Annotated in this window: 20 protein-coding genes and 1 tRNA gene; 4 read left to right on the top strand and 17 right to left on the bottom strand. The window is 44.6% G+C overall.

The annotated features are described in order from the left end of the window. Window positions 1-25: 25 nt before the first annotated feature. The 10 genes from fabZ to rimO form a co-directional block, all read right to left on the bottom strand. Window positions 26-553 (bottom strand): 3-hydroxyacyl-ACP dehydratase FabZ, encoded by a 528-nt coding sequence (gene fabZ, locus AC5JPY_RS11800; RefSeq protein WP_319050051.1) that lies wholly within the window; start codon window positions 551-553, stop codon window positions 26-28. A gap of 46 nt (window positions 554-599) precedes the next feature. Further along, window positions 600-1,616, bottom strand: a complete 1,017-nt coding sequence (lpxD, locus tag AC5JPY_RS11795) for a UDP-3-O-(3-hydroxymyristoyl)glucosamine N-acyltransferase (RefSeq protein ID WP_493852552.1) — start codon at window positions 1,614-1,616, stop codon at window positions 600-602. 138 nt (window positions 1,617-1,754) lie between these two features. Further along, window positions 1,755-4,154 (bottom strand): outer membrane protein assembly factor BamA, encoded by a 2,400-nt coding sequence (gene bamA, locus AC5JPY_RS11790; protein WP_493852551.1) that lies wholly within the window; start codon window positions 4,152-4,154, stop codon window positions 1,755-1,757. 263 nt (window positions 4,155-4,417) lie between these two features. After that, window positions 4,418-5,794 (bottom strand): RIP metalloprotease RseP, encoded by a 1,377-nt coding sequence (gene rseP, locus AC5JPY_RS11785; RefSeq protein WP_493852550.1) that lies wholly within the window; start codon window positions 5,792-5,794, stop codon window positions 4,418-4,420. A 102-nt stretch (window positions 5,795-5,896) separates the two neighbouring features. Continuing rightward, window positions 5,897-7,105 carry a 1-deoxy-D-xylulose-5-phosphate reductoisomerase gene (gene ispC, locus AC5JPY_RS11780; protein WP_493852549.1) on the bottom strand — a complete coding sequence of 403 codons (1,209 nt, stop codon included), beginning with the start codon at window positions 7,103-7,105 and terminating at the stop codon, window positions 5,897-5,899. A 159-nt stretch (window positions 7,106-7,264) separates the two neighbouring features. Next, window positions 7,265-8,074 carry a phosphatidate cytidylyltransferase gene (locus AC5JPY_RS11775; protein WP_319050046.1) on the bottom strand — a complete coding sequence of 270 codons (810 nt, stop codon included), beginning with the start codon at window positions 8,072-8,074 and terminating at the stop codon, window positions 7,265-7,267. Window positions 8,075-8,248: 174 nt separating this feature from the next. Further along, window positions 8,249-9,007 carry a polyprenyl diphosphate synthase gene (gene uppS, locus AC5JPY_RS11770; RefSeq protein WP_493852548.1) on the bottom strand — a complete coding sequence of 253 codons (759 nt, stop codon included), beginning with the start codon at window positions 9,005-9,007 and terminating at the stop codon, window positions 8,249-8,251. A 305-nt stretch (window positions 9,008-9,312) separates the two neighbouring features. Then, window positions 9,313-9,867: a ribosome recycling factor gene (frr, locus tag AC5JPY_RS11765; RefSeq protein WP_319050044.1), complete on the bottom strand. Its 555-nt coding sequence runs from the start codon at window positions 9,865-9,867 to the stop codon at window positions 9,313-9,315. Window positions 9,868-9,965: 98 nt separating this feature from the next. Beyond that, window positions 9,966-10,691: a UMP kinase gene (pyrH, locus tag AC5JPY_RS11760; protein WP_319050043.1), complete on the bottom strand. Its 726-nt coding sequence runs from the start codon at window positions 10,689-10,691 to the stop codon at window positions 9,966-9,968. A gap of 172 nt (window positions 10,692-10,863) precedes the next feature. Beyond that, the gene (rimO, locus tag AC5JPY_RS11755) at window positions 10,864-12,459 is read right to left on the bottom strand and encodes a 30S ribosomal protein S12 methylthiotransferase RimO (protein WP_493852547.1); all 1,596 of its coding nucleotides are present in this window, start codon (window positions 12,457-12,459) and stop codon (window positions 10,864-10,866) included. A 134-nt stretch (window positions 12,460-12,593) separates the two neighbouring features. On the opposite strand from rimO, the gene AC5JPY_RS11750 reads away from it, so the two are divergent. From AC5JPY_RS11750 to AC5JPY_RS11740, 3 genes are all read left to right on the top strand, one after another. Further along, complete coding sequence (locus AC5JPY_RS11750; RefSeq protein WP_493852546.1) at window positions 12,594-13,955, top strand: two-component system sensor histidine kinase NtrB; 1,362 nt, start codon at window positions 12,594-12,596, stop codon at window positions 13,953-13,955. A gap of 82 nt (window positions 13,956-14,037) precedes the next feature. After that, window positions 14,038-15,804 carry a sigma 54-interacting transcriptional regulator gene (locus AC5JPY_RS11745; protein ID WP_493852545.1) on the top strand — a complete coding sequence of 589 codons (1,767 nt, stop codon included), beginning with the start codon at window positions 14,038-14,040 and terminating at the stop codon, window positions 15,802-15,804. Window positions 15,805-16,023: 219 nt separating this feature from the next. After that, window positions 16,024-16,108: transfer RNA gene (locus AC5JPY_RS11740), tRNA-Leu, on the top strand. A gap of 72 nt (window positions 16,109-16,180) precedes the next feature. Here AC5JPY_RS11740 and AC5JPY_RS11735 read toward each other — a convergent pair. Beyond that, a complete protein-coding gene (locus tag AC5JPY_RS11735; protein ID WP_493852544.1) occupies window positions 16,181-17,254 on the bottom strand; it encodes a protein kinase domain-containing protein in 1,074 nt (357 codons plus the stop codon). Between the two features lie 64 nt (window positions 17,255-17,318). Here AC5JPY_RS11735 and AC5JPY_RS11730 point away from each other — a divergent pair, with 64 nt between their 5' ends. Next, the gene (locus AC5JPY_RS11730; protein ID WP_493852543.1) at window positions 17,319-18,260 is read left to right on the top strand and encodes an ATP-binding protein; all 942 of its coding nucleotides are present in this window, start codon (window positions 17,319-17,321) and stop codon (window positions 18,258-18,260) included. Between the two features lie 99 nt (window positions 18,261-18,359). On the opposite strand, the gene AC5JPY_RS11725 is transcribed toward AC5JPY_RS11730, so the two are convergent. From AC5JPY_RS11725 to gyrA, 6 genes are all read right to left on the bottom strand, one after another. Beyond that, a complete protein-coding gene (locus AC5JPY_RS11725) occupies window positions 18,360-19,496 on the bottom strand; it encodes a ribonuclease Z (RefSeq protein ID WP_493852542.1) in 1,137 nt (378 codons plus the stop codon). A 32-nt stretch (window positions 19,497-19,528) separates the two neighbouring features. Further along, on the bottom strand, window positions 19,529-19,801 hold the full coding sequence (locus AC5JPY_RS11720) for a hypothetical protein (protein ID WP_493852541.1): 273 nt from the start codon (window positions 19,799-19,801) through the stop codon (window positions 19,529-19,531). Window positions 19,802-19,928: 127 nt separating this feature from the next. Beyond that, window positions 19,929-20,597: a glutathione S-transferase gene (locus AC5JPY_RS11715; protein WP_443524650.1), complete on the bottom strand. Its 669-nt coding sequence runs from the start codon at window positions 20,595-20,597 to the stop codon at window positions 19,929-19,931. Between the two features lie 286 nt (window positions 20,598-20,883). Next, window positions 20,884-21,954 (bottom strand): EamA family transporter RarD, encoded by a 1,071-nt coding sequence (gene rarD, locus AC5JPY_RS11710; protein ID WP_493852540.1) that lies wholly within the window; start codon window positions 21,952-21,954, stop codon window positions 20,884-20,886. Window positions 21,955-22,194: 240 nt separating this feature from the next. Next, window positions 22,195-23,265, bottom strand: a complete 1,071-nt coding sequence (gene rarD / locus AC5JPY_RS11705) for an EamA family transporter RarD (protein ID WP_493852539.1) — start codon at window positions 23,263-23,265, stop codon at window positions 22,195-22,197. Between the two features lie 142 nt (window positions 23,266-23,407). Beyond that, entirely contained in the window at window positions 23,408-26,194 is a 2,787-nt protein-coding gene (gene gyrA / locus AC5JPY_RS11700) for a DNA gyrase subunit A (RefSeq protein WP_493852538.1), read from the bottom strand. Window positions 26,195-26,617 lie beyond the last annotated feature (423 nt).

Here is a 26,617-nt window from a genome sequence, read left to right as displayed (position 1 = left end):
TTTTATTGAATACGCACTTTTTCGCTTATGCATCTTTGATTTTTTGCTGCTCTTGGCGTGCAATCATAATTTGCGCACTGGCAGCAAGCTCATCTTCAACATGTACTGTACAATCAAACTTATAAATACCATGACGTTGCATGACTGTTTTTGCACGAATGATGAGTTGATCACCTGGAATGACACGACGCTTAAAGCGCACTTTGTCTACGCCTGCAAACAGGTAAAGATAACCATCTTCTGCGGTCAAACCAGCACTAATAAACCCAAGCACGCCTGAAACCTGTGCCATTGACTCTACCATCAGTACCCCTGGCATGATCGGCTCATCAGGAAAGTGACCATTAAAAAACTCTTCATTGATCGTCACGTTCTTGATACCCGTGATGCACTCACCAGGTGTACAAGCGACAATTCTATCTACCAACATAAAAGGATAACGATGTGGCAAATAATGCTTAATCGTCTGGTACGTTAGTGGCAGCTTGAGACCTTGTTCAGCCAAGCTTTTGATATCTTCATCAGTTGGGATATCTATGTTGTTGCTGCTCATAATGCCGCTTCCTTGCTGTATTTTGAATATTGATTGATTGTGTAGATTAATTGCGACCAAGCTGACGAAAGCGTACTGCTGCACGTCGCCAGTTAGCAGTTGGCATCGCAGCGGTGCCAGAAGAATATGAACCAGCAGTTTTTATGGATTTGGTGACCATCGTCATACCAGACAATACGACATCGTCTGTAATTTCGATGTGGCCTGTAATACCAACAGCACCGCCAATAATGCAGCGCTTGCCAATGGTAGTACTACCTGCAATACCCGTATGGGCGGCAATAGCTGTACCATCGCCGATACGCACATTATGAGCAACCTGTACTAGGTTATCAATAATAACATGGTTGCCAATGATCGTATCGTCAATAGCGCCGCGATCGATACAAGTCTGGCTACCAATACGCACGTGATTACCAATGACCACACGGCCTAATTGAGCAATACGCTCCCAACCCGAGGTACTAGGATCTGAGGTAGGTGCAAACCCAAAGCCTTCAGCACCTACGCTCACCCCTGTATGTAGTCTAACGTGGCTGCCAATAACGCAATCATGGCCGATAACGACTTGTGGCTTGATGACACAATCCGTACCGATCTTAGTATGTGCTTCGACGACCACATGAGACTCTAGCGAGCTACGTGACCCTACCTGTACATGCTCACCAATCACACAAAAAGGACCGATAGTAACCTCATCGCCAATAATGGCACTATCAGCAATGACAGCACTGGGATGAATTCCTTTGGACGATAGCTTACGAGCAAACAGCTGACTGGCGCTGGCATAAGCCAAGTATGGATTTGATACTACCAATGCTACGGCTGATGCAGGCACTTGATCCCGATACGAGTCTGTAACTAGAACGGCACCTGCTTGGCTAGTAGACAAGCTAGAGATGTAGTTAGGGTCTGCTAGAAAACTGAGCTGTTGCTCACTAGCAGTGGTTAGACTGCCAACGCTGACAAATGGTCGACATAACTGATCAGCATCCAGATCAGCCTTATTGATAATAGGCTGCCGCTGCTCGATCCGAGTGATAAGTTGCTCAATCGTTATCATAATGACTATTAATAGAATATAGGTGTATATAAAACGGTCGTCAAAACACATTGTTATTTTGACGACCTACTGGAAACTAATGACATTCTAACCTATTCAAATAAACATAAGCGCGGTTAGATAGATTTTATTAGTAATCTAGAATGTATTACCGATCTGGAACTGAACTTTTTCAGTCTCATCACCTTCTTTGTCATTGAAAGGCACCGCGTAACTGAGTGAGATTGGACCAATTGGCGTATACCACGTCACACCGGCACCAGCACTAAAGCGGAATTCATTGTCTTGCGTTAATAGAGGTACATCTGAATCATTAAAGGTTCTGTCTTCTTTATCAGAGGTATCAAAGACCTGACCACCTTCAGCAAATAGCACTGGACGTACTTGATCTGCCCAATCGCCTTTGAATGGCATCGGTAAAATCAGCTCGCTACCAAAAGTAACTAATGCATTACCACCAACCTCTTCTGCTAAAAAGGTTTGGTTATCTGGATCATTAATAGCATCAAAATAAACTTGTGACTTAGGCCCTAATGTCGACGACTCATAACCACGTACTGAGCCATAACCACCCGCGTAGAAGTTTTCGTAAAAAGGCAAATCGTTACCATAGCCAAGCTTGGTGTAACCACGTGCGACTACATCTTTATATAGCGGATAATATACGTTGCCGCTATACACAAGTTTTTGATAATTTGCGTCGCCCAAACCGATAGTGGCATCGACACTATGGCTCATACCTTTAGTTGGAAATACTGGACGATCTAGCGTACTGTAGTCCCAACCAAGTAATAAGTTATAGGTTTGATAGTCATTTCTGAATGTCGAAACGCCATCATCGTCTTCGTCAAATGTTTGTGTACCACCATCATCAAGAATTTCTTGAGCATTTGAGATACCTAGGAAGCGACCGCCACGTACTTTTGTGTTGTCAACATTGAGACCTGCACTAACACGCTTGGTTTCATCAACAGGATAGCTATAATTTAGCGTTGCACCATATGAGTCTGTCACATAGTTACTGACGTTGTCATCATCATACTTGGTCTTACGATAGTAGGCACTAACACCCTGCGAGACGCCATTTTCTGTAAAATACGGATCGGTATAGCCCAAGCTATAAGAGTCACGTGTCTCTGAGCGAGAAAGTGCCGCTTTGACGCGGTTACCTGTACCCATAAAGTTATTTTGGGTCAAATCTAACTGGAAGGTCACACCGCCACTCTGAGAGTAACCCGCTGCAATCGTTGAGCTACCAGAAGGCTGCTCTTCTACCGTGTAGCTAACATCTACCTGATCTGGCTGATTAGGCACTGGCTTTACATCGACATTGACCGCTTTAAAAAAACCTGTACGCATAAGGCGTGTGCGTGACAATTGGATCTTTTCGCTAGACGCAAGCGCCCCTTCTAGCTGGCGCATTTCACGGCGCAGCACTTCGTCTTGTGTTTTTAGATTGCCTGTAAAGTTAATACGGCGAACATAAATAGGACGTGCAGGATCAATATAGTAGTCTACATCAACCATTTTGGTATCGTCATTAATACGTGGTACTGGTCTGACTTGGGCTAGATAATACCCTTCGTTACCATAGCGTCTTTTGAGCGCGGCAGTAGTGGCATCTAATTTGGCTTGTGAGTACTTTTCATTAGGTGCAAAAGTAACCAGCTCATTCAATTCATTGTTATCAAAAGTAGGTTTGCCTAAGAAATTGGTTTCACCAAACTGGTATTGTTCACCTTCAGTCAGACTGACTTCAATAAACACACTCTGCTTGTCTTCACTGATATTTAGTACCGCATTATCTACTGCAAAACGTACATAACCATCATTCTGGTACAGCGCCTTTAAATTCTCTAAACTGGCGGCCAGTTTTTCTTGTGCATATCGGTCAGACTTTGAGAGCAAACGTGTCCATGACGATTCTTTTACCGCAAAGACGTCTTTAATTTCTTCATCGCTAAAGTGTTTGTTACCGATCACATTGATATCGACCACTTTGGCAGGCTTGCCTTCGATAAAGCGCACATCAAGTTTGACGCGATTGCCATCGAGTACCGTCTGATCTACTTCGATATTGCTGTTGTAATATCCTTGACTGATATACTGCTGTTGTAACTCATTAGCTACGCCTTGTAGCGTTGACTGCTTTAGTACATCACCAACTGACAAACCAGCATTGCCAAGGCCTTGCTCAAGACCTTCTTTTGGAATGAGTTTGTTGCCCTCAAAGTTTACCTCAGCAATGGTTGGACGCTCAACCACGTCGAACCTTAGATTGCCGCCTTCGACACGGCTCTGGATATCAGCAAAATTTTCGGTCGCATATAGTGCCTTGATACTGGCAGCCAAGCTACTGTCATTTACCGTATCTCCTACCGTAATAGGTAGGACCGGATAGAGGCTATCAGGGGTTAGGCGTTGCAAACCATTGAAACCGATGTCAGTGACTACAAATTCTGCAGCCTGTACTGGCATACTCATCATTGCTACAACTAACGGCAACCCAGCCGCGCTCATAAATAAAGGCGTACGCATAAACACTATCCGTCAATAAAAAACTTGCTAAAGTTAAGTTAAAAAGTATATGTTATCTAGCCCGTTTTGCATGAAGTTGCAACTCCATACATGGCTGACTCAGAACACTTTATATAAAATGCATCACAAAATAAACTAAAAATTACGATTAGTACAGAGGCTGCGACACAAAATATCTTGCGTATCATAGCAACAATCAGTAGATAAGAGTCACTAAACCATTAGTATATCGTGGTTTATCAAATATATTACGAATTAATCGATTAAAACAGCCTACTGATGTCATTACCAATTGCTAACACCATGAAACCTGCCAGTAAGAGTAAGCCGATGTTTAACCCAACCATTTGCACCCCTTCAGAGAGTGGTTTACCACGAATTAGCTCAATAAAATGATAAACAATATGACCACCATCCAATACTGGAATGGGTAAAAGATTCAATACCGCCAGACTTAAACTAATGAGTGCGGCAGTCGATAGTACCATCTGCCAACTGATATCGAAGCTTTGTTTGGCAACTTTGGCAATGGTAATCGGACCTGATAGGTTATCTAGACCAATCATTCCTGAGAGCATTTTGCCCATAGAGTCTACCGTCATCACAGCGAGCTGTTCAGTCTTCTCGAACGACTTGACCAAAGACTCACCAGGGCCATAGACCACGGTGGTTTTGTAAGCATCAGGGATCACGATCTCAGTTTGGTCTACCATAGCACCAATTTGTCCATAGTCGTTGCCCATGTTGTCCTTTTTCCCTTGCGGCATGATCTGTAGCTGAATAGTCTTATCATCACGCAACACAGTGAACTCAAGTAATACCTCAGGATTATCACGAATGATACGCGTGGCGCTGATCCAGTCTTTGATTGCTTCGTTATTGATGGCTGTAATACGATCGCCTACTTGTAGACCTTGACGACTGGCGGCGCCATCAGGAGCCAAACCGCCAACAATCGGCGCAATCTGTGGCTGCCACGGCAACATCCCAAAGCTGGTCAACGCATCTTTACCCTGTGCTTCACCCTGCATAAATTGGGTGACGGGAGCTTGATAGGTTTGGGTCGACTGATTGGCTTGGGTATCCGACTGTAGGGTGATGCTCACATTGTCCGTCTCACCCATACGCCCTGCAAGACGATAGTTGATACCTTCCCACGTCTGTACATCGTGTCCGTCAATCGCAACAATCTTATCACCGACAGGTAACTGAGCCATTGCCGCAGGCGTATCTGGCAGTACCTGCCCAATCTTAGTAGCCAATTGCTCAGATGGTGTCATGAAGAGCACCCAAAAAAGTCCAATGGCAATGATAAAATTCATGATGGGACCGGCAGCAACAATCGCAATTTTTTTGAGTGGATGCTGATGATTAAATGCCAAGTGCTGCTCATCTTTTGCGACATTGCCTTCACGCTCATCAAGCATTTTGACATAACCGCCCAGTGGTAAGGCCGAGATACGATAGTCGATACCGCTTTTTTTACTGGTCCAACCAAACAGTTTAGGACCAAAACCGATAGAGTATGTTAATACTTTGACACCGCACATCCGTGCCACAATATAGTGCCCCCACTCGTGCAAAGCGATGAGTGGACCTAAGACAAATATTGCTGCAAGAAGCGTTAGTAAAAACGTCATGATCTTTTCTCAGTAGGGTTCTTAGCATCTTTTATTAACATTGACATATTTTATCAGTACTGCCATCGCAACCATCGTTTGGCTCAACTGCACTTGGAGTAATTATGCCAGTTTTGCCACAAGCTTGTCCGTCAAGTGACGTGCTATCTTATCAATGGCCAATATATCTTCGATATCAGCAGCGGCATCTAAGGGTGGCAACTGTATATCATTCAAAGCTTGCTCATTAATATCTGCAATATCAGTCAAGCGTATTTGACCATTCAAAAATGCGGCGACTGCAATTTCATTTGCTGCATTTAAGACAATAGTCGCCTGTGTACCAGTTTGCATGGCTTGACGCGCCAAACGTAGACAGGCAAATTTTTGTAGATCAGGCTCAATAAATTCTAAACCACTGAGTGCAAACAAATCTAAAGGCTGCGAGCCACTATCAATACGATTCGGGTAGCTGAGTGCATGAGCGATTGGCGTTTTCATGTCTGGACTGCCCAGTTGCGCTAAAAAACTGCCATCACTATATTCTACCATTGAGTGAATGATACTTTGTGGGTGAATCACCACATTTATCTTGTCTTCAGGCAAGTCAAACAGATGACAGGCCTCTATCAACTCAAGTCCTTTGTTCATCATCGTGGCCGAGTCGACAGATATTTTTTGCCCCATTGACCAGTTAGGATGTTTGACCGCTTGGGCCACACTTGCTTGCTGCATCTGCTCAAATGATTGTTGCAAGAATGGGCCGCCAGAGGCAGTCAGCCATAGCTTACGGACACCATGGTCTGGCTCATGAATTTGGGTGTTGTCTTGTTGAATAGCAGGCGGTAAACATTGAAAAATAGCATTGTGCTCAGAGTCGAGTGGCAGCAACGTGGCTTTATGCGTTTTGACTGCATTGATCATGACTTGCCCTGCCATCACTAGGGCCTCTTTGTTAGCAAGCAAAATACGCTTGCCTGCACGCGCTGCGGCTAAAGTAGACGGCAGCCCTGCTGCACCTACGATGGCGGCAACAACAGTATCAGTTTGCGGATCAGTGGCGATATCTACTAGCCCTTCTTCTCCGCCTACGACATCACTATCGATTCCTGCTGCTTTGAGCCGTTTAGCAAAATCGTCTACCGCTGCCATTGGCACACTAACGCGCTTTGGCAAGAACTGCTGACACAGTGCAAACAGCTTGTCTAAACGGTAGTAGCCTGATAATGCGTAGACTTCGTAGAGATGTGGCTGCACAGCCAAAATTGCTAACGTACTATCGCCAATCGAGCCTGTCGCGCCTAATACGGCGATGCGTTGGGTCATAACCATTGATGCCTATGATATTTAGAAAGTAAAAGAAGAATAAACAAGATATGAAAAACTATAAAATGATGTAATCGTAAATAAGGCTGTCTATGGGATGCTCGCCAAGACAGTCACTTAGCTTGAGTATCATACTCACACAACCAGCTAAGCGACCCTGTCATTTTATACCACTATTAAACCCAGCTGCTGTATCAGCCAAAAACCAAGGGCAAATATAGGCGTGGCAGATAACAATGAATCAATGCGATCTAATATACCGCCATGACCTGGCAAAATAGTTCCAGAGTCTTTGACATCAGCACGACGTTTGAGCATTGATTCAAACAAATCGCCAAGTACAGAGGCAAGAATAGTGATTGCAGATAGTGCGGCAAAAGCAATTAGCGCAAGTCCTGTCAGCTGTAGCTGGAACACACTGATCGCAACCACTACCAGTAAACCGGTAACCAAGCCACCAGCTAAGCCCTCCATACTTTTATTGGGTGAGACATTGGGTGCCATCTTTCGGCGACCAAGCTTACGGCCAACGAAGTAAGCACCACTGTCAGCGCACCATACCAATAAGAACACGTAAAGGAGCCACCATGCTGATAGCTGCCACAGATAAAACATCGCTGTGATTGACGCTGTCAAAATGACCACACCCATCAATGCTAGTTGTTTACCATACCATTTGGTCTGCGTGGGGAATACTTTGACCCAAGATAACGCCATCAGCCATATGACTAGTGAAGCAATCCACCAGAAGAGCCAAGTTACCTTGAACATAAGCGACAATACAGTGATGACGAATACCAATAACACAAATACAATCGGCTGACGCCATTTCGGCATTAGTTTTGCCCACTCGTGAGCCGCAATAACCACGCCAACCGCTAGCAGCGGCGCAAATAAAACAGGTGTTTGGCTCGCAAACATTGCAATACCAACGATAATAACGAGAACAATTGCCGTCTTAATTCGTTGCCACATACTTATCGAGCCTTATAATGATGATGAAAATACAGCCAAGAGATGTATTGTAGTTGCTAGTCGATTATCGCCCAATAACAGCAGTGACACTAATTAAAGCGGTTTATCATTTCACAAGCAAGCGATATTGACCACTTATAGTGTACTCATTGAATTTGTACAATAACGCGTGCTTCAGTGGCTTTGCTGCTCTGTCACAACCTGCTCGCTAGTTTTGCCAAAGCGGCGTTGACGCTGTGCAAACTCGGCAAGCATCGAAGCAAGTTCTTGTGGGACAAAATCTGGCCATAAAGTTGGCGTAAAAAACAACTCGGCGTAGGCCGCTTGCCACAACAAGAAATTAGATATCCGGTAGTCACCGCCTGTACGCACCAGCATATCTACTGCTGGTACGTCGGCCAGTTGTACCTGCTCACCAAGCCTCTCAGCGTTGATATCTTCAGGATTGAGATCACCTGACTGCACCTGATGTGCCAGTTTTTTTGCAGCGTGGGCAATATCCCACTGTCCACCATAACTGATGGCAATCACTAACGTCATGGCCTCAAAGTTCGCGGTCTTTTGCTCAGCATCTAGCATTAATGCTTGCAGCTCTTCACTAAGCTGACTGCGATCACCAATGAAACGCAAACGAATGCGGTATTTATGCATACGCGGCATTTGCTCATTGATGGTCGATGCCAATAGTTGCATCAATAGTGCGACCTCACTAGGTGGACGTTGCCAATTTTCACTAGAAAACGCAAATACGGTCAGCACTTCGATACCAACATCGACACAATACTCAACCAAAGGATCTAGCGCATTTTTACCAGCGATATGACCTTGGCCCTTACCCAATTTATTGGCTTTACCGTAGCGATTATTGCCATCCATAATGATAGCGATATGATGAGGAAGAACAGTAGGTGCAATAGCGGCTGGAGAGGACATAGGCAAACTTGCTTATTATTAAGGTGAAACAATGATAACGTGTGCAGCAGCGATTAAAAAGCGTCATGTAAATAATTCACAAACTTATCGTCATTGAGAGATAAAATCCCTTAATAGATTGTAAACTAAACCATCTAATCTATAGTCTGCCATGTTGTGGGCAAACACTACAAAGTTATGGATAGATCAATAAATGCATATCGATATATCCAAGAATAAACAGCCAATAGTTATCACGTATTGGCTGTCACATTATAAATAGTCGATTGAATTGAGCATTGCTATAAATAGCAAGTGTATCAATATCAGACTTCCATCAGGTCGCTTTCTTTTTTGCTTAAGCGACTATCGATAGTTTCGATATATTTGTCAGTGATTTTTTGAATATCATCATTGGCGCGGCGCTCGTCATCTTCTGAGATTTCTTTTTCTTTTGCCAAATCTTTGATGTCATTCATCATATCACGGCGGATATTACGGATAGATACACGGCTGCTCTCCGCTTCTCCGCGTGCAAGTTTTTGCATGTCGCGGCGAGTGTCTTCTGTCAATGCTGGCATTGGCACACGAATCACATCAGCAGTCATTGGGTTTAGACCCAAGTCCGCTTCACGAATAGCCTTATCTACTGCTTGAACCATGGTACGGTCAAACGGCTGAACCAATAAGGTACGTGAGTCTTCAACGTTTACGCTTGCAACTTGGTTTAGCGGTGTATCAGAACCGTAGTAGCTGACCATGACACCTGACAACATGCCTGGATGGGCACGTCCAGTACGGACTTTACTAAAAGTGCTCTCAAGCGCTTCTAGTGTTTTTTGCATGCGTGATTCGCCGTCTTGCTTAATCTCTTTAATCATTATGTGTCCTTATTTATCGCTATCGACAAATTTTTTATTTACTATTAGGGTGTTAATTATGAGCTGCTTGCTAAACTCTGCGTTCAGTGCCACATCAATTAATGAAAAACGCGTGTCCCTTCGTTTTCGCCCATGATGACGTTCAACAGGGCATTGGGTTTGGTCATGTCAAAGACTTGTAGCGGTACATTATGCTCACGGCACAACGCAATAGCCGTCAAATCCATCACGCCAAGTTTTTGCTCTAGCACTTCATCAAAAGTGAGACCATCGTATTTTTTGGCATCAGCGTGTAGACTTGGGTCTTTGTCATAAACCCCATCAACCTTAGTTGCTTTTAGGATCAAGCCCGCTTCGATCTCGATACCGCGCAGACATGCTGCTGTATCAGTCGTAAAGAATGGATTGCCCGTCCCTGCAACGAAGATACAAACTTCACCATTTTTGAGATAACGAATCGCATTACGACTGCTATAACTTTCGGTAACCTCACCAATTGGCAATGCTGACATCAGGCGCGTTTTGATATTACGACGCTCAAGGGCATCACGCATCGCCAGACCATTCATTACCGTCGCTAGCATACCCATCTGATCACCAGTGACACGGCCAACCAAGCCTTCTTTTTGTAACTGTGCACCGCGATATAAGTTACCACCGCCGACCACGATACCGACCTGAACCCCTAATCCGCGCAAGTGAGCGATAGACAGGCTCATTTTATCAAGCACTTCGGTATCAATACCCATGTCTTTGCTACCAGCCAAGGCTTCGCCAGAGAGTTTTAGCAAGATACGAGCGTAACGCGGGTTTTTGTCAGACATGAGGTCACCTTATTATCATGAAATTATAAAGAAAATTATGGGTAAAACACAAATCAAGTTTGGTCGCAACGCTGCACTTAAAGACAAGCGTATTAAACAGGCTAAATTGCGCTAATTGTAGCAAAAACTGCCCGCCATTGGGCAATTTTCACTCGTATATCTTGTCAAATGCCTAACCTTGATAACTGGCAAATAGATCGTACTCACTAGCATCATCAATCGTCACAGTCAGGAACTGCCCAACTTTGACTTGATCGTTGATCTCATCGACATAGACGTGACCGTCGATCTCAGGGGCATCCGCATAACTGCGGCAGATAGCAATATTCTCATCACTATCAATCTCATCGACCAATACCATTAAGGTTTTACCTACTTTTTCTTGCAGTTTTTGTGCTGAGATATCTTGTTGCAACGCCATCAAGCGCTCGTAGCGAGACTGCTTAATATCTTCAGGCACATGATCTGGCAAATCATTGGCAACAGCGCCTTCTACTTCTGAATACGTAAAGGCACCTACGCGATCTAGGCGAGCCTCTACTAACCAATCAAGCAAGCACTGAAAGTCTTCTTCGGTCTCACCCGGGAAACCGACCACGAAGGTCGAACGAATCACAATATCAGGACAGATATCACGCCATGCTTTGATACGCGCTAAGGTGTTTTCGCTGTGCGCAGGACGTTTCATCGCTTTTAGGATACGATGGCTGGCGTGCTGAAACGGAATATCCAGATAAGGCAACAGTTTCTTCTCGCCCATCAATTCCACAACTTTATCTACGTGTGGATATGGATAGACATAATGCAAGCGCACCCAAATCCCTAGATCATTCAATGCTTGGCACATGTCATAAAATTTAGACTTGAGCGGCATGCCATTCCAAAAACTGGTCTTATACTTTAGATCAAGGCCATAGGCTGAAGTATCTTGCGAGATGATAAGCAGCTCTTTCACGCCCGCCTTTTTGAGCGCCATGGCTTCATTCATAACATTGTCAATCGGACGCGATGCCAAATCACCACGTAGACTTGGAATAATACAGAACGTACAGCGATGATTACAGCCTTCTGATATCTTTAGATACGCATAATGACTTGGGGTGAGTTTGATACCCGCCTCATCAATCAGATCTATTTTTGGATCATAGTTGGCATCCAAGCTACGGTTTGGCTTTGGCACGTGCTGTGCAACTGCCGTAATTACTTCGTCATAGGCATGTGCGCCCGTCACTGCGAGTACAGCAGGGTGCATCTCACGGATTTTATCCGCCTCTTTACCCAGACAGCCCGTGACAATCACCTTGCCGTTCTTGCTAATGGCCTCGCCGATCGCGTCAAGTGACTCTTGAACCGCTGACTCAATAAAGCCGCAGGTATTAACCACGACCAAATCAGCACCATCGTAGTCGCTGGCAACTTGATAGCCATCACGGCTCAGCTCAGTGATGATACGCTCACTATCTACTAAGGCTTTTGGGCACCCTAGTGACACAAACCCAATCTTTGGTGCAGCGCTGACTGGCATCGTAGCCGTGGCATTCGCTGTCGAGGCTGAAGTGGCATGGCTACTTTGGACAATGCTGCGGTTTTGATTGTGGTTGGCTTTATGATGATAAGGTTGGCTAGTATTAGCTTGGCTGCTATCTGTCTGGCTCTGCTCTTTTGCCACAGCTGGCTTGGCAGGATTAAAGACGGTGGCAGTATCTTTTACGGCTGACGTAGGGATTGTCGTTGTCGTATTCACTGACTCGGTAGAAGTTTTGGACATGGCTGACCTTGCTAGAGATAAATTGGCTGAGCGCATTGTACGTTTTTTTTGCAAAAATCACCAGTTTTGCCGCTCTATAGTCTTGATTTGTGGTTAAATATTCAATCAAACATCCTATTTTTTGGGTAACATCCATGACCGCTGATTTTATCACTACCAAAACCACACCTGATTTAGCATTTGTATCACAGCATCTATTTACTGCTATTTTATGGGTTAATGACCAGTTATCGATTACACGTTTAAATGCACAAGCAGAGCAATTGCTGGCTATTAGCAGTGGAAGGTTAATCAATCAGTCTATCTTAACGCTATTGGCACCTGAAGAATTAAAACCCAAGGAAAGCGCCACTTTGGATAATAGCGACAGTAGTGAGAATGGGCATCTGGACGAGCCTATCTGCTCTTTAAGAGAGCGTTTTAGTCAAGCGCAAGATTACCAGCAACCGTTTATTGACCATGATCACCTCATCAAGACGCCATTAAATGGCAACCTACTACTCTCTGTTGACTATAGCGTGACGCCTGTGATCTATGAGCAGCAGTCATACTTCATCATTGAGATGTGGGGTAAAGATCGTCAAAGCCGTATATCAGAGGAGCAGCGACAGCAGCAACAATATGCCGTTGCCCGTCATATGCTGCGGTCAGTCGCTCACGAGATCAAAAACCCACTCGCAGGTATCCGCGGTGCCGCGCAATTATTGCAGCGACAATTTATCAAATTCAGTGATGTCACGACCACCAACAAGGATGCTACCGCTAGCAATACCTCATCGAGTATCAGCGCTGATACAAACAATGATTTGCAAAAAATGAATCAAAAACTGCGCAACTATACTGATATCATCATCTCAGAGACCGATCGCTTGACACATCTGATTGGGCAGTTGCTTGGCTCCAACCAACTACCAAACTGGCAGACACTGAATGTCCATGAACCCCTAGAGCATGTGTTGACTTTGGTCGTCAGCCAGTATCCAAAAATAGCTATACAGCGCGATTATGATTTGTCATTGCCTGAGTTATGCGCTGATAAAGATCAGTTGATTCAGGTATTTTTGAACATTATCAATAATGCTTGTGAATCTATGACTGAGTTTGAGCAAACGCTACAACAAAACAAACTCTCTGACGCTGAGGGCGCATCATCCGCTGACGTGCAAGCCAATATAAATTCTGATTATCAGCCAACTCTGCACATCCAGACTCGCGTTGCCTTTCAGCACACCATTATAGGACAGCAGCACAAGCAAGTATTGCAAATCACCATTACCGATAATGGTTCAGGCATTGATCCTGCACTCATTGGACAGATATTTTTCCCGATGGTGACTAGCCGTGCTGCAGGCACTGGTCTTGGGCTATCCATCGTGCAAGATATCATTAGCCACCACCATGGTATGATTGATGTGAGTTCTACAAAAGAAGCCAGTGACAATCAAACACGTTTTACGCTATATCTGCCCTTTACTCAGCCTATCGCTGAAACGTAGAACACATTATGCTCTAAAACTGCTAAATTATAAGACGCTCAATCCCAAACCAACAATAACAATTGCTCATTAGGCCCGATACATGACCGAATATAGTGATAACCACAAACCTAAAAGCGATGCCAGATCCCCAATAGTAACCGTTAATAATATCCCTAGCGACCACCCTGCTACGCTATGGTTGATCGATGATGATGCTGCACTGCGTATGGTTTTGGCAGATACGTTTGAAGATGCAGGACTGACGGTAATCAGTTTTACCCAAGCGCAAGCAGCATGGACTCGTCTCAACGATTCGTTAAAACAACCAGAATCAGACGCTCAGCTACCAGATGTCATATTAACTGATATTCGTATGCCCATGATGGATGGTCTGTCATTTAGCGACTGGGTACATCAGCACTTTCCTGATATGCCAATTGTCATCATGACAGCGCATTCAGACCTCACTTCTGCTATCAATAGCTATCAGACAGGTGCCTTTGAATACTTGCCCAAGCCCTTTGACTTAGATGATGCCGTGGCTACTATCTACAAAGCCATCAATTACCAGCCAAACATGGCCGCAGCTGACTATCCAAGCGAACCTGACAGTCAGCTCTCCACCACTGATACCTCTGAGAGTGATGTAAAACCTATAGCAACCAGCCCACCTACCAAAAACGCTAAAAATGACGCTGAAGTGATCCCTGATCCAAAAAACAATGGTAATCCTAGCGGTATAGTGGGTCAGTCACAGGCTATGCAAACGGTGTTTCGCGCCATTGGTCGATTGGCACAGTCGCCTATTTCTGTGTTGATCACAGGAGAGTCTGGCACAGGTAAAGAATTGGTCGCCAGTGCCCTGCACCAACACTCACCGCGTAAGCAGCAGCCTTTTATCGCACTTAACATGGCAGCGATACCTCATGATTTGATTGAATCTGAGTTATTTGGTCATGAAAAAGGCGCATTTACTGGTGCAACGACAACCCGGCAAGGTCGCTTTGAGCAGGCTGATGGTGGGACGTTGTTTTTGGATGAAATCGGTGACATGCCTTTTAGCACTCAAACGCGCTTGCTGCGTGTACTGGCTAATGGCGAGTTTTACCGCGTTGGTGGACAGCAGCCTATCCAAGTAGATGTACGTATCATTGCGGCTACTCACCAAAACTTAGAAGAGCTGGTCACCCAAAACCGATTTCGTGAAGACTTATTTTATCGACTCAATGTCATTCGTCTACCGCTACCACCACTGCGCAAACGTCCCGAAGATATTCCAGCATTAGCGGCTCACTTTATGCAGTCTGCCGCTGAGCAGATGAACACGGCCGCCAAGCATTTGCATCCTGCTGCCGTACAGATCATGCAAGCCTTTGACTGGCGAGGTAATGTCCGTCAACTTGAAAATGTCTGCTTATGGCTCACAGTAATGGCGACTGGTGATACCGTGACGGCGGCAGACTTGCCACCTGAGCTGCTCGAAAACATCCCAGCAGATGCAGAGCTGTACCAAGAGCATGGTCTATCACCGCAAGAAATAACTCAAACTCCTGCACTACAAAACAGCGACGCTGCCATAAATAATGCTCAAGACGCTCCAAGCATCGAAGCCAGTCACACTCTTACAAACCCAAGTTGGCAGCAAGTACTTGCTATTTGGGCCGAGCAATCTCTCAACACAGGCGAGACTGATATTTTACAAACCGCAACGCCTGAGTTCGAACGGGTCTTATTGACGGCAGCGCTCAATCATAGCGGCGGTAAAAAGATAGAGGCGGCAAGTTTGCTCGGCTGGGGGCGCAATACCCTAACCCGTAAATTACAGCAACTAGATATCTCTGCACCAAGAGTACCTTCCAAAGATTAATTGAGGGTTAAAGACGCTAAATTTAAATGCTATTAAAATCAGATATTTATAGAAATAACGAAAAATAATTGCGAAATAGTTAAAAATAAATGCAAATAGGGGTTGACCAAAAATTCAAACTCTATATAATAGCCAACCACTGAGACGCACTACCGAATCAGTTAACTGTCTAGATAGCGTTTGAATTTAATCGCTTTTGATGATAGAGTAACGGAAAATGGGGCTGTGGCGGAATTGGTAGACGCACCAGATTTAGGTTCTGGCGCCGCAAGGTGTGAGAGTTCGAGTCTCTCCAGCCCCACCATTTTCGGATAGTACATCTTAGACCAAATATCAAAACCTGCTTTTTAGCAGGTTTTTTTGTGTCTGTAATTTACTACTCACCATTACAATCTTTTAAAGCCTCCAATATAGCTTCCATGCTCTGATATCGTTTCTCTACTCGCTTCGCCAGCATCTTATCGACAATGCCTTGATAGTGAGCGCATGCTATTGGCAGCCTAATAATAGGTTGTTGGCAGTGCCTAATTGCCCAGTCTGTCATCGGTTGCTGACTTTTAGAATTTATACTAAATGGTCGCACGCTCGTCAGTATCTCAACCATCATGTTACCAAACGCGTAAATATCACTTTGTATGGTTGCCTTTTGCCCTTGCCAACGCTCAGGCGCTAAGTATGCTGGTGTGCCGCTAGCAGAATTTATTGCGTTTGCTTGATCACTTCTTTGGGCTAATGCAAAATCCGTCAGTAGTAAGTCAGCTGCTTTATGGTCGCTACCAGCATTATCCTTCGGGATGTTGCTAATATTGCTAAGCAAAAAATTACTGGGTTTAATATCATTATGCAGCCAACCAGCTGTGTGTAGACTGAGGATGAGCTGAGCGGACTGTACAAGCAAATGATGCTTTTGCTCGTCAGTTAGAAATGAGTGGCGCTGATGATTGAGCAGCTTGGCTAGGCTAGCATTTTCATAATACGGCATAACCAATACCGTTAATCGCTGAGGCTGCTCCAACGCTTGGATATCTATATCGTAATTGTCAAATACAGATGGTGTGATAGTAGTAAGTTGAATCTTCTGCGAAACACTTAGCGATTGTAATACGCTTATTTCATGATTCAGATCTGAGATATTTTGTGGCACATCTGAAGTGCTGGATATTTCCCATTTGATCATCACCCTGCCATACTGTAAATGTTGGGCGCGCGTGAGACCTTGATAGCAGTTTTGCTGCCTGCTCTGCCTGATATGTTGCGTGTCGCTCTCTTGAGTCTGCTCTGGGCTTCCCTCTCTGTATTGTTGACTAATACGCTGATGCACTATTTTACTATATGCTCGCTCTGACAATGCTTGGGTGATGACTGGCAATAGTTGCCTAGACTTCGCTTGCAAGGCTTGTTTAATAGGCGAATTACTGGCACTATTTTTCACAGTGTTGTTATCTATCATATTGCACCGCCCCAATCACGCCACCATCTTATTACCCAACCGCCACTTTACCACTAGAGTTATTATGTCACAGTCTACCCAATATGCCCTGCCCGCCTCCTTGTTAGAGTTGCTCAGTCAGTATCTGCAAGAGCACGTCACACCCACCATTGAGATTGACCCTGATCAACTGGCATATCGCTGGGTTGGTGGACGTACTGGTCACCTGCAGCCTTTATCGGTCAATCTATTTTTGAGTTTAGATGACTTGCAAGGTATCGATACGCAAAAATCAAAACTGGTACAGAACACGCGCCAATTTCTAAAAGGTTATCCCGCCAATCACGTTTTGATGACAGGCACACGCGGTGCCGGTAAATCTTCACTGATTCGCGCCTTGCTACAAGCGTATCATAGCGAAGGGTTGCGTATTATTGAGATTGCCCGTGATGACCTACAAGTACTGGATAAGATTCGCACTGCTATTAATGAGCTGCCAGCAGACTCGAACTGTCGCTACATCGTCTACTGTGATGACTTGGCGTTCAATGGTCAAGATGAAAGTTACCGCGCGCTAAAAAGCGTGCTGGATGGCGCGCTAGACTCTGAGCAAGACAAGCTACTGGTCTATGCCACCAGTAATCGCCGTCGTCTGCTCCCTCAGATGATGAAAGACAATCTTGATATTTATAATGGTCAGACCGACGAGGTTAACCCCTACGAGACTATTGATGAGACTGTGTCGTTGTCAGATCGGTTTGGCTTATCATTGACCTTTCATCCTATGGATCAACAGACTTATTTGCAAATTATTCAACATTACCTGAATTTAGAACAACGGAAAATCTCGGCACATACTGATCATGATGTGGAGGTGACTGCGGATGATGGCAGCTTGGCCAACAAGATAAGAATGGATGCTTTGCGCTGGGCCTCTGAACGTGGTGGGCGCTCAGGACGAGTGGCTTATCAATTTAGCCGTTACTGGAGCGGCAAGACGCAATTGGCGCTTGAGGACCACAAATAAGCAATAGCTGCTAATCCATACCCGTAACACCTTACCTATAAAGTCATGCCTATAAAGTTATGTCTATAAAGTTATGTCTATAAAGTTATGTCTATAAAGTCATAACTGATTGCTGCGTGCAGAACCCACATACTGTACGCGGTTATCTTGCTGGTCGTCTACCAAGGTGGCAGCACCATCGACCGTATATTGTGCAAAATCTGACGCTAACCATAGATTACCTTTATAGACACTTTGCGCATCTAAGCGGATATAGGCCATATTTGGTGTTTCGCTCTCTGGGTTATCAAAGCTTTGATAACGAGCGCTAAAATGGGTCAAAATCAGATTCTGCACACCTGTGTTTTGCGCGAAGGTACCCACTATATGCGCGCTACTATGCATGGGATCAAACTCTGGATTTCTGGCTTGAATAGCCATCAATACCTCATGCGTATAAGTGGCTTCGTGCACCAACAGATCTGTATCAGCAACAGCATCACTCAAGCATTCTGGCGTATCATTATCACCCGCCACCACTACTTTTGTACGCTGCATATCATTATAAACATAATCTGCTGAGCGCAATTGCTGACCATCCTCAGTGATAACATCGCAGCCTTGTTGTAATTTGCCCCATAGTGCACTTGCTGGAATACCATTCTCTTTGAGTTTATCAGTATTCAATAGTCGGCGACTGATGGTCTGAGCGATACCAAAACCATGGGACGGCACGCGATGCGATAGCGGGTAGACCTCTATCATAATCTGCTGCTGTCCATCTAACTCTAGCGTCACTTTACCTTTGTCACTCTCTTGTGAGAGTAAGTCTTCTATCGACACAAAATCGAGCGTAAATGGTAGGTATAGCTCAGTCGTTGAGACGATAGCCTCAAGTAAGGTAGCAATCGCATTGGGTGCAATGAGCGTTAGCGGATCACGGCGTCCTGACATCGCAGCACTCGCCAGCAATCCTGGTAGACCATAGCAGTGATCACCATGGACATGGGTGATACAGATAGCAGTCAATTGACGTAAAGACAGCTTGGTATGTAGCAGCTGCTGCTGTGTGCCTTCACCGCAATCAATGAGTAGCCAAGGACGTGATTTTTTATTTTGATTGCTACTATGCTGTGAGCGGCTCTGCTGCTTCGAACCAGAATTGTGAACATTCAAGCACTCGATTGCCAATGCAGTTACGTTACGCTGTTTGGTTGGCGCCCCGGCAGAGGTCCCCAAAAAGGTTAGCTTTAGCATAGATGGTGCCTTTTATTTGTCAGGGACATTTATTATGACCGCTGACATATCATGGTTCGTTGAGCCTCAATCATTTGCCCACCATTTGCGGTACACTCGTTGACCATGTTGGACTCATAAGACTTCCAACCACCATAAAAACTGGCAGCACATAGAATGACAACCAGTAGTTTTTGTGACCATGCCTTGATAGATACCTGCTGGCTGTCAATAGCTTGCCTATCTTGCATATTCTGTCCTGATGGCTGGTTGGAGTTAATGTTTTTGCTTAGATCTTTATGATTCGGTCTATTGGAATCTGTCATTGTTTTATCCTAAAAAAGGCTTTGCTTAAAAATAAACAAAACCTTTTATCTAAATATCTACTCGAGTAATAAGCCAAGTACTGAGCAGTGCTTATTGATAATACCAATTTGATAATACCAGCATTATCTAAAAATTAAGACGACCGCCTTTTTCTTCGGCGCGCTTAAAGGCATCTCGTTCTTCACAGCGTTGTAGCCACGTTAAGATATTGGCATATTTACTCTTATTGAGACCTGCGCCCGCGTTTGCGCCTACGACAGCAAGGTGCATCTGAATATCAGCAGCACTAAACTCACTACCTGCAAACCAATGATTTTTGCTCAAGTGCTGTTCCATCATGTTCAGCATTTTGTCCAAACCATTTCCGATCATGTTCTTTTCGACCTGACCTTGGATTTTTTTGCTAATCGGTTTGATCAGCATAGGCGACTGACTCACAACCTTTGTAAACACCAGACGCATAACCAACAACGGCATCAGCGAGGCTTCTGCAAAATGCAGCCAGAACGTATAGGCTTCCCACGCCGCTTCGTCACTATCGTCAGGCTTGAACTGTTTTTCTTTGTCGTAGTGCTTGATCAAATACTCAATAATGAATCCTGATTCAAGCAATACGCGATCGTCTACTTCTAGCATTGGCGCACTACCGATTGGGTGCACTTTTTTTAGACTATCAGGGGCGCGGTATGCTTTATTGCGCTCATAGCAAGTCAATTGATAATCGGCGTTTAGCTCTTCTAGTAGCCAAATGATACGAAACGAGCGTGAGTTTGCTAAATGATGAAGATGTAACATAAACCGTCCTAGTCATATATTGTTTTGGGTCAGTCCTGAGGTTTAAGAGGTACGTTCTTAGAGACAACCTTTTAGATACCGTCACTTAAATATCGCCATTTAGAGACAGTCTCTCAAATATAATCTCTTAAACATAGTGCAGCGCCCCTAATTAAGCGCAGCAGCATCTTCCTCGATAATAGCGTAATTTAATGCCCTTTGACACAGCAAGTTTGTAGAGTAATAGCAAAAAATCTTACCTACCAAGTCAGTTCTATTGGCTGCTATAGCGATACACTCATTAGCATTATGATAGATTTAGCGCTTCAATCTTGCGCGTCATCTTATCTATCTTTTGCTGGTATTTCTTAATTTGACGGAATCGATGCGCAATCAGCACGCCCTTGATACGGCGGTTTTTGAGACGACGACGCGGCGGAAAACTACCCACTTGTGGCTCATTGTAGCCATGTAAGCGATTGTCACGTTTGCGCGCCAGATAGCCAAGGGCACTATCCGCAATCATAATCAGCAATGCGATAAAAATCATGCTATACATTAGGATGGAGCCGCCCTCATGTAAATTACGGTCTAAAATTGCAATCGAGAATATAAATAGAAATACTGGCTCAAGGTAGCATAAAGTTCCAAACAGTGAGACCGGTAGTTTTTGACTCGCGACCATCGTCAATGACATCGCCGCCGTGCTAATGATGCCGAGCAAAGGCAACAGGTACCAAAGCTTATGGTTGGTGATTGCCACCTCAAAACCACCATTCATATACAGCGCGACCAATACCACTGGCAATAACAATACAAGATCAGATATCAAACCAGTAATAGGTGGTACAGCCAACTTGCGACGTAGTAGATAGTATGGTGGATAACCCAAACACACAAACAACGTCGCCCAAGAGATCGCACCATATGCAAAGATATCGTAAGCGATACCGAGACCTGCACACACAATGGCAACCCACTGAAGTAGACTCATGTCTTCGTTGTAAAAGAACCTACCAACCACAATCATAATCATAGGATATAGGAAGTAACCTAAGGTGACCTCAAGTCCCAACCCATTGACTGGCGCCCACATAAATATCCAGATCTGCGCGCCCAAAATCGGTGTGGGTAATATAAACAACAGCCACTCTTTTGCGTTCTTTAAAGTTTTTAGATAATCAAAAATGTGCTGCCATTGCTTTAGTACGCTGACCAGCAGCACCAGACTAAAAAACATCGTAAGCACACGCCATGAAGCGACTTGCGTACCTGATAAGGGTTGCAGTAGCAAACCAAATAAGAACAGCAAAGAGTATAAAAAGTTTGCAGCCACCGCAGTGATCGTACCCTGCGAGGTTTGGTTAGTAGTCAACATCACAACAGCCTTTAGAGATTGGGGCACATCCTTGGCAATTTTTAAAAAAAACAAAAGCCTCAGACGAGAACGTCTGAGGCTTTTGCATATAAGGTCGTCGCGCAATCTAAGTTGAACGCTTTTGATGTGTTAGGCTTACATCATGGGGCGCATTATGTCAAAGTCAGAATAGATAAGCAATGCCAGTATGCATCTAGTAGATTAACTTCTACATTGAGTAAATTTAATGCAGATAAATGATTATTTTGCATCAAGTTTTTCGATTTTTTGCTGTATCTTATTCATCTTTTTTCGGTAGTGACGAATCTTGCGAAAACGATGGGCTTTTAGTACGCCCTCGATACGCTGATTAATAAAATGACGACGTGGCGGGAAGCCTCCTACCTGCGGCTCTCTATATCCATGCAGATGATCATCTCGGCGACGAGCCAGATACCCTGCCACACTATCAGCCATCATGACCACTAGTGCAAGCGTAATCATGCCGTACATAAAGAGCGAACCACCTTCTTCAAGGTTTTGGTTCAGAACCGTAAAGGACAACACAAACAATAGCATCGGCTCTATATAGCTCAGTGCACCAAATAGTGACACTGGCAACTTACTACTCGCGACCATCGTCAGTGACATCGCCAGCGCACTAAAAGCGCCCAGCAGCGGCAGTAGATACCAAAATTTTATGTTCTGTGCTGCCACACTAAAACCACCGGTCATGTAGAGTACGATGAGCACCACGGGTGTCAATAATGCCAAATCAAAAAGTAAGCCTGTGATGGGTGGTACAGAGAGGGTACGCCGAAGTAGATAATACGGCGGATAACCCAAACACACAAACAGCGTCACCCAAGACACCGAACCATATTGAAACACATCATAGCCAATACCTAACGCTGCAAATATCGCCGCCACACACTGCAAAGTACTCATGTGCTCATGGTAAAAAAACCGACCAAGCACGATCATCATCAATGGTAATAAAAAATAGCCTAGTGTCACATCCAAGCCAAAACCATTAACTGGCGCCCACATAAACAGCCATATCTGGCCGCCTAGAATTGGTGCAGGCAATGTAAATATGAGCCACTCTTTGGGTGTCTTTAGTGTTTTTATATACTCAAAGACATGCTGCCACTGCTTGGTTAGACTGAGCAATATCACCAAGCTTAGTAGCATCATGAGCACCCGCCATGACGCCACCTGTGTCCCTGACAACGGCAACATGAATAGCCCAAACAAAAACATCATCGAGAACAAAAAGCTTGATGATACGGATGCAATCGTTCCCTGAAAAGTTTGATTGGTCGTGAGCATAACAACAGCCTTAAAAATAGAACCCTGTGTAAATTGTTGAGAAAAATAAATCAAAAAAACAAAAGCCTCCGACGAGAACGTCAGAGGCTTTTTTCTAGAAAAATGATGTAAAACTAGACTGAAAAGCTAATTACTATAAGTATTATTTGTCATCATTTAGCGTATGGTCATTTGCAATGTCGATAGCATCATTGGCATCGGTCATTGCGGTATTGTCAGTGGTCGCATCAATATCTATTTGCTCCTGACCTTCTACCTCAAATGTGCCGTCTTCTCTCATGGCATCGACTAACTCATCATCGCTTTCTTCGTGCTCGACACGTGCCATAGCGACCAGTTTCTCATCTTTTGATAGACGGATAAGCGTGACACCCTGTGTATTACGACCAGAGCTAGCGACATGCTCAACTGGCGTACGTACGAGCGTTCCTTTATCAGAGATCAAAATAATATCATCGGTAGAGTCAACCTTGGTTGCTCGTACTAGTGCGCCATTACGCTCGCTGGTCTTGATTGCAATCACACCGCCGCCACCACGGTTTTGTGTGTTGAACTCTTCGACAAAGGTACGTTTGCCAAAGCCATTTTCACAAGCAATCAGGATTTCACGTACGTCATCTTCGATAACGACCAGTGACTTGATAAATTCTTCAGCAGACAGACGCATACCGCGAACGCCTTTTGCTGTACGGCCCATCGCACGTGCATCATTTTCATCAAAACGAATCGCCTTACCACTCGACGCAAACAACATCACTTCTTGGCTACCATTAGTAATACGCGCGCTAACCAATTTATCGCCGTCTTCTAACCCGACTGCGATTAAGCCGTTCGAGCGAATATTAGCAAACTGCTTGAGCTCTACCCGCTTGACAGTACCATTAGCCGTTGCAAAGAAAACAAATGGCGCTTCTGCTTCATTACTGTCTTCTGACAACTCATTATCTGTTGATGAATCGTCATCTTTTACAGGTGATTCTTCTACTATTTTTGGAATCGGTAGTATGGTCGTTACGGTCTCATCACTGTTTAGACCAATTAAGTTGACCAATGGACGACCACGAGCGCCGCGACTAGCGATCGGTACCTCAAAGCCTCGTAGACTAAAGACACGGCCACTATCAGTGAAACACAGTACTGTAGAATGCGTTGATGTCACGACTAAATGATCAATCACATCATCTTCTTTCATGGCTGTGGCAGACTTACCTTTACCGCCGCGTTTTTGTGCAACATAGTCATCGATTGGCTGAGTTTTGGCATAGCCAGTACGCGATACCGTCATAACGACAGTCTGCTCAGGGATGAGGTCTTCGCGACTAAAGTCCATACGCGAATCGATGATATCGGTACGGCGCTCATCACCGAAGTTATCACGAATCTCAATCATCTCATTAGAGATAATAGTCATTAGCTTATCAAAATCACCTAAAATAGACTCTAGATGAGCAATCTCACGTAGCAAGTCTTGGTATTCTTCAGTCAATTTATCTTGCTCAAGCCCAGTCAAGCGATGCAATTGCATATCTAAAATCGCATTGACCTGCTCAAGTGATAAGCGATAACGTTCTTCGCCTTCAATTAAGCCAAACGGCGCTTTTGGATCTTCGCCTTCGATGAACTCAGGACGTACTGACTGGCTACCCGCAGCGGTAAGCATCGCAACGACGCTACCCGAACCCCACGTGTTATTTAATAAGCTTTCACGTGCGAGGCCACGGTTTGCCGACGCTTTAATCGTTGCAATAATTTCATCAATATTGGCTAGAGCAACGGTCAGACCTTCGAGCAAATGACCACGGACGCGGGCTTTGTTTAATTCATAAATCGTACGACGCGTCACAACTTCTTGACGATGGCGGACAAACGCAGCGATAAGCTGACGCAGAGTCAATAGCTTTGGCTGACCATTATCGAGCGCCACCATATTGATACTAAAGCTAGACTCTAGCGGCGTCTGTAAGAACAAGTTGTTGACGATAACCTCAGCGGTCTCACCGCGGCGCAAGTCAATAGCGATACGCATACCGTCTTTATCAGACTCATCACGAATCTCGCTGATACCTTCGATTTTCTTATCACGAACCAGCTCAGCAATACGCTCGATCAGCTTGGCTTTGTTTGCTTGATAAGGAACTTCGGTAAATACGATACGCTCGCGATCACGGTTGACCCCAGAGTTGCTCATTGGCTCGATATGATAACGACCACGGATATGCAGGCGACCTTTACCCGTACGATAAGCGTCTAAAATGCCCGCACGACCATAAATAATGCCGCCCGTTGGGAAATCAGGACCTGAGATATGTGACATCAGCTCTTCGGCAGAGACTTGTGGGTTTTCAGCATACGCTAGACAAGCATTAATCACTTCGGTCAAATTATGCGGTGCCATGTTGGTTGCCATACCAACAGCAATACCCGTCGCACCATTGACCAATAGATTAGGAATACGCGCTGGCATCACACTTGGCATGCGCTCAGAGCCGTCGTAGTTGTCTTCCCAATCGACCGTATCTTTGTCCAAATCAGCCAGCATCTGATGGGTCAGCTTGGTCATACGTACTTCGGTATAACGCATAGCAGCAGGAGGATCATCATCGATCGAGCCAAAGTTACCTTGACCATCGACCATCGGATAGCGCAAGCTAAAGTCCTGCGCCATACGTACGATGGCATCATATACCGCACTATCGCCATGTGGATGATATTTACCGATGACATCACCCACCACACGTGCGGACTTCTTGTATGGCTTATTGTAGTCGTTAGATAGCACATGCATGGCATACATCACGCGGCGATGGACAGGTTTGAACCCGTCACGCACATCAGGTAGCGCACGCGAGACAATCACGCTCATCGCATAATCCAGATAGGACTGCTTCAGTTCATCTACAATGCCAATAGGACTGACCGACTCGCTCATATACACTCCTTCACTCATATCCACGCTATTAATTTTGCAGGCTTTATAGATAGCGTATTTGCCTCATTAAATACTGATAAGAACCAATAAATATAACAAGCAAAGCAACACTATAAAGCGTGAAAAATATTGGGAAAATGATGATATTTTTGATAGTAAATAAAAGAAGCTATTTTAGCACAAATTTGCTGATTTAGGGGTTCTGAGCGTCATTAAAATCAAGCAAAACAGCCTATTAACCCCAATATTTCAAACAATCAATATCCTCTAAAAATATATTACTAACAGGGACGTTTTGATTGGCTAATTTTGCTGTTTTTGGCCCATTTAGCCTGTTTGAATGGTTGTCGAGTAAATCGAAAACACGCTCTAGACAAAAAAAATTTAAACGCTACACTAACTCATCTTCTACAGTATGGCATG

The sequence above is a fragment of the Psychrobacter sp. H27 genome, assembly GCF_059072655.1.
The sequence above is the reverse complement of the archived record's forward strand: the minus strand, read 5'-3'. Positions and strand labels throughout refer to the sequence as shown.

Coding starts and splice junctions, on each gene's coding strand:
- AC5JPY_RS11730 (WP_493852543.1), top strand. CDS start 17,319: ATGTCACAGTCTACCCAATATGCCCTGCCCGCCTCCTTGTTAGAGTTG.
- frr (WP_319050044.1), bottom strand. CDS start 9,867: ATGATTAAAGAGATTAAGCAAGACGGCGAATCACGCATGCAAAAAACA.
- pyrH (WP_319050043.1), bottom strand. CDS start 10,691: ATGTCTGACAAAAACCCGCGTTACGCTCGTATCTTGCTAAAACTCTCT.
- uppS (WP_493852548.1), bottom strand. CDS start 9,007: ATGTCCTCTCCAGCCGCTATTGCACCTACTGTTCTTCCTCATCATATC.
- rimO (WP_493852547.1), bottom strand. CDS start 12,459: ATGTCCAAAACTTCTACCGAGTCAGTGAATACGACAACGACAATCCCT.
- ispC (WP_493852549.1), bottom strand. CDS start 7,105: ATGGTTATGACCCAACGCATCGCCGTATTAGGCGCGACAGGCTCGATT.
- gyrA (WP_493852538.1), bottom strand. CDS start 26,194: ATGAGCGAGTCGGTCAGTCCTATTGGCATTGTAGATGAACTGAAGCAG.
- AC5JPY_RS11720 (WP_493852541.1), bottom strand. CDS start 19,801: ATGACAGATTCCAATAGACCGAATCATAAAGATCTAAGCAAAAACATT.
- rarD (WP_493852539.1), bottom strand. CDS start 23,265: ATGCTCACGACCAATCAAACTTTTCAGGGAACGATTGCATCCGTATCA.
- lpxD (WP_493852552.1), bottom strand. CDS start 1,616: ATGATAACGATTGAGCAACTTATCACTCGGATCGAGCAGCGGCAGCCT.
- AC5JPY_RS11735 (WP_493852544.1), bottom strand. CDS start 17,254: ATGATAGATAACAACACTGTGAAAAATAGTGCCAGTAATTCGCCTATT.
- fabZ (WP_319050051.1), bottom strand. CDS start 553: ATGAGCAGCAACAACATAGATATCCCAACTGATGAAGATATCAAAAGC.
- AC5JPY_RS11725 (WP_493852542.1), bottom strand. CDS start 19,496: ATGCTAAAGCTAACCTTTTTGGGGACCTCTGCCGGGGCGCCAACCAAA.
- AC5JPY_RS11775 (WP_319050046.1), bottom strand. CDS start 8,074: ATGTGGCAACGAATTAAGACGGCAATTGTTCTCGTTATTATCGTTGGT.
- rseP (WP_493852550.1), bottom strand. CDS start 5,794: ATGACGTTTTTACTAACGCTTCTTGCAGCAATATTTGTCTTAGGTCCA.
- AC5JPY_RS11715 (WP_443524650.1), bottom strand. CDS start 20,597: ATGTTACATCTTCATCATTTAGCAAACTCACGCTCGTTTCGTATCATT.
- AC5JPY_RS11745 (WP_493852545.1), top strand. CDS start 14,038: ATGACCGAATATAGTGATAACCACAAACCTAAAAGCGATGCCAGATCC.
- AC5JPY_RS11750 (WP_493852546.1), top strand. CDS start 12,594: ATGACCGCTGATTTTATCACTACCAAAACCACACCTGATTTAGCATTT.
- bamA (WP_493852551.1), bottom strand. CDS start 4,154: ATGCGTACGCCTTTATTTATGAGCGCGGCTGGGTTGCCGTTAGTTGTA.
- rarD (WP_493852540.1), bottom strand. CDS start 21,954: ATGTTGACTACTAACCAAACCTCGCAGGGTACGATCACTGCGGTGGCT.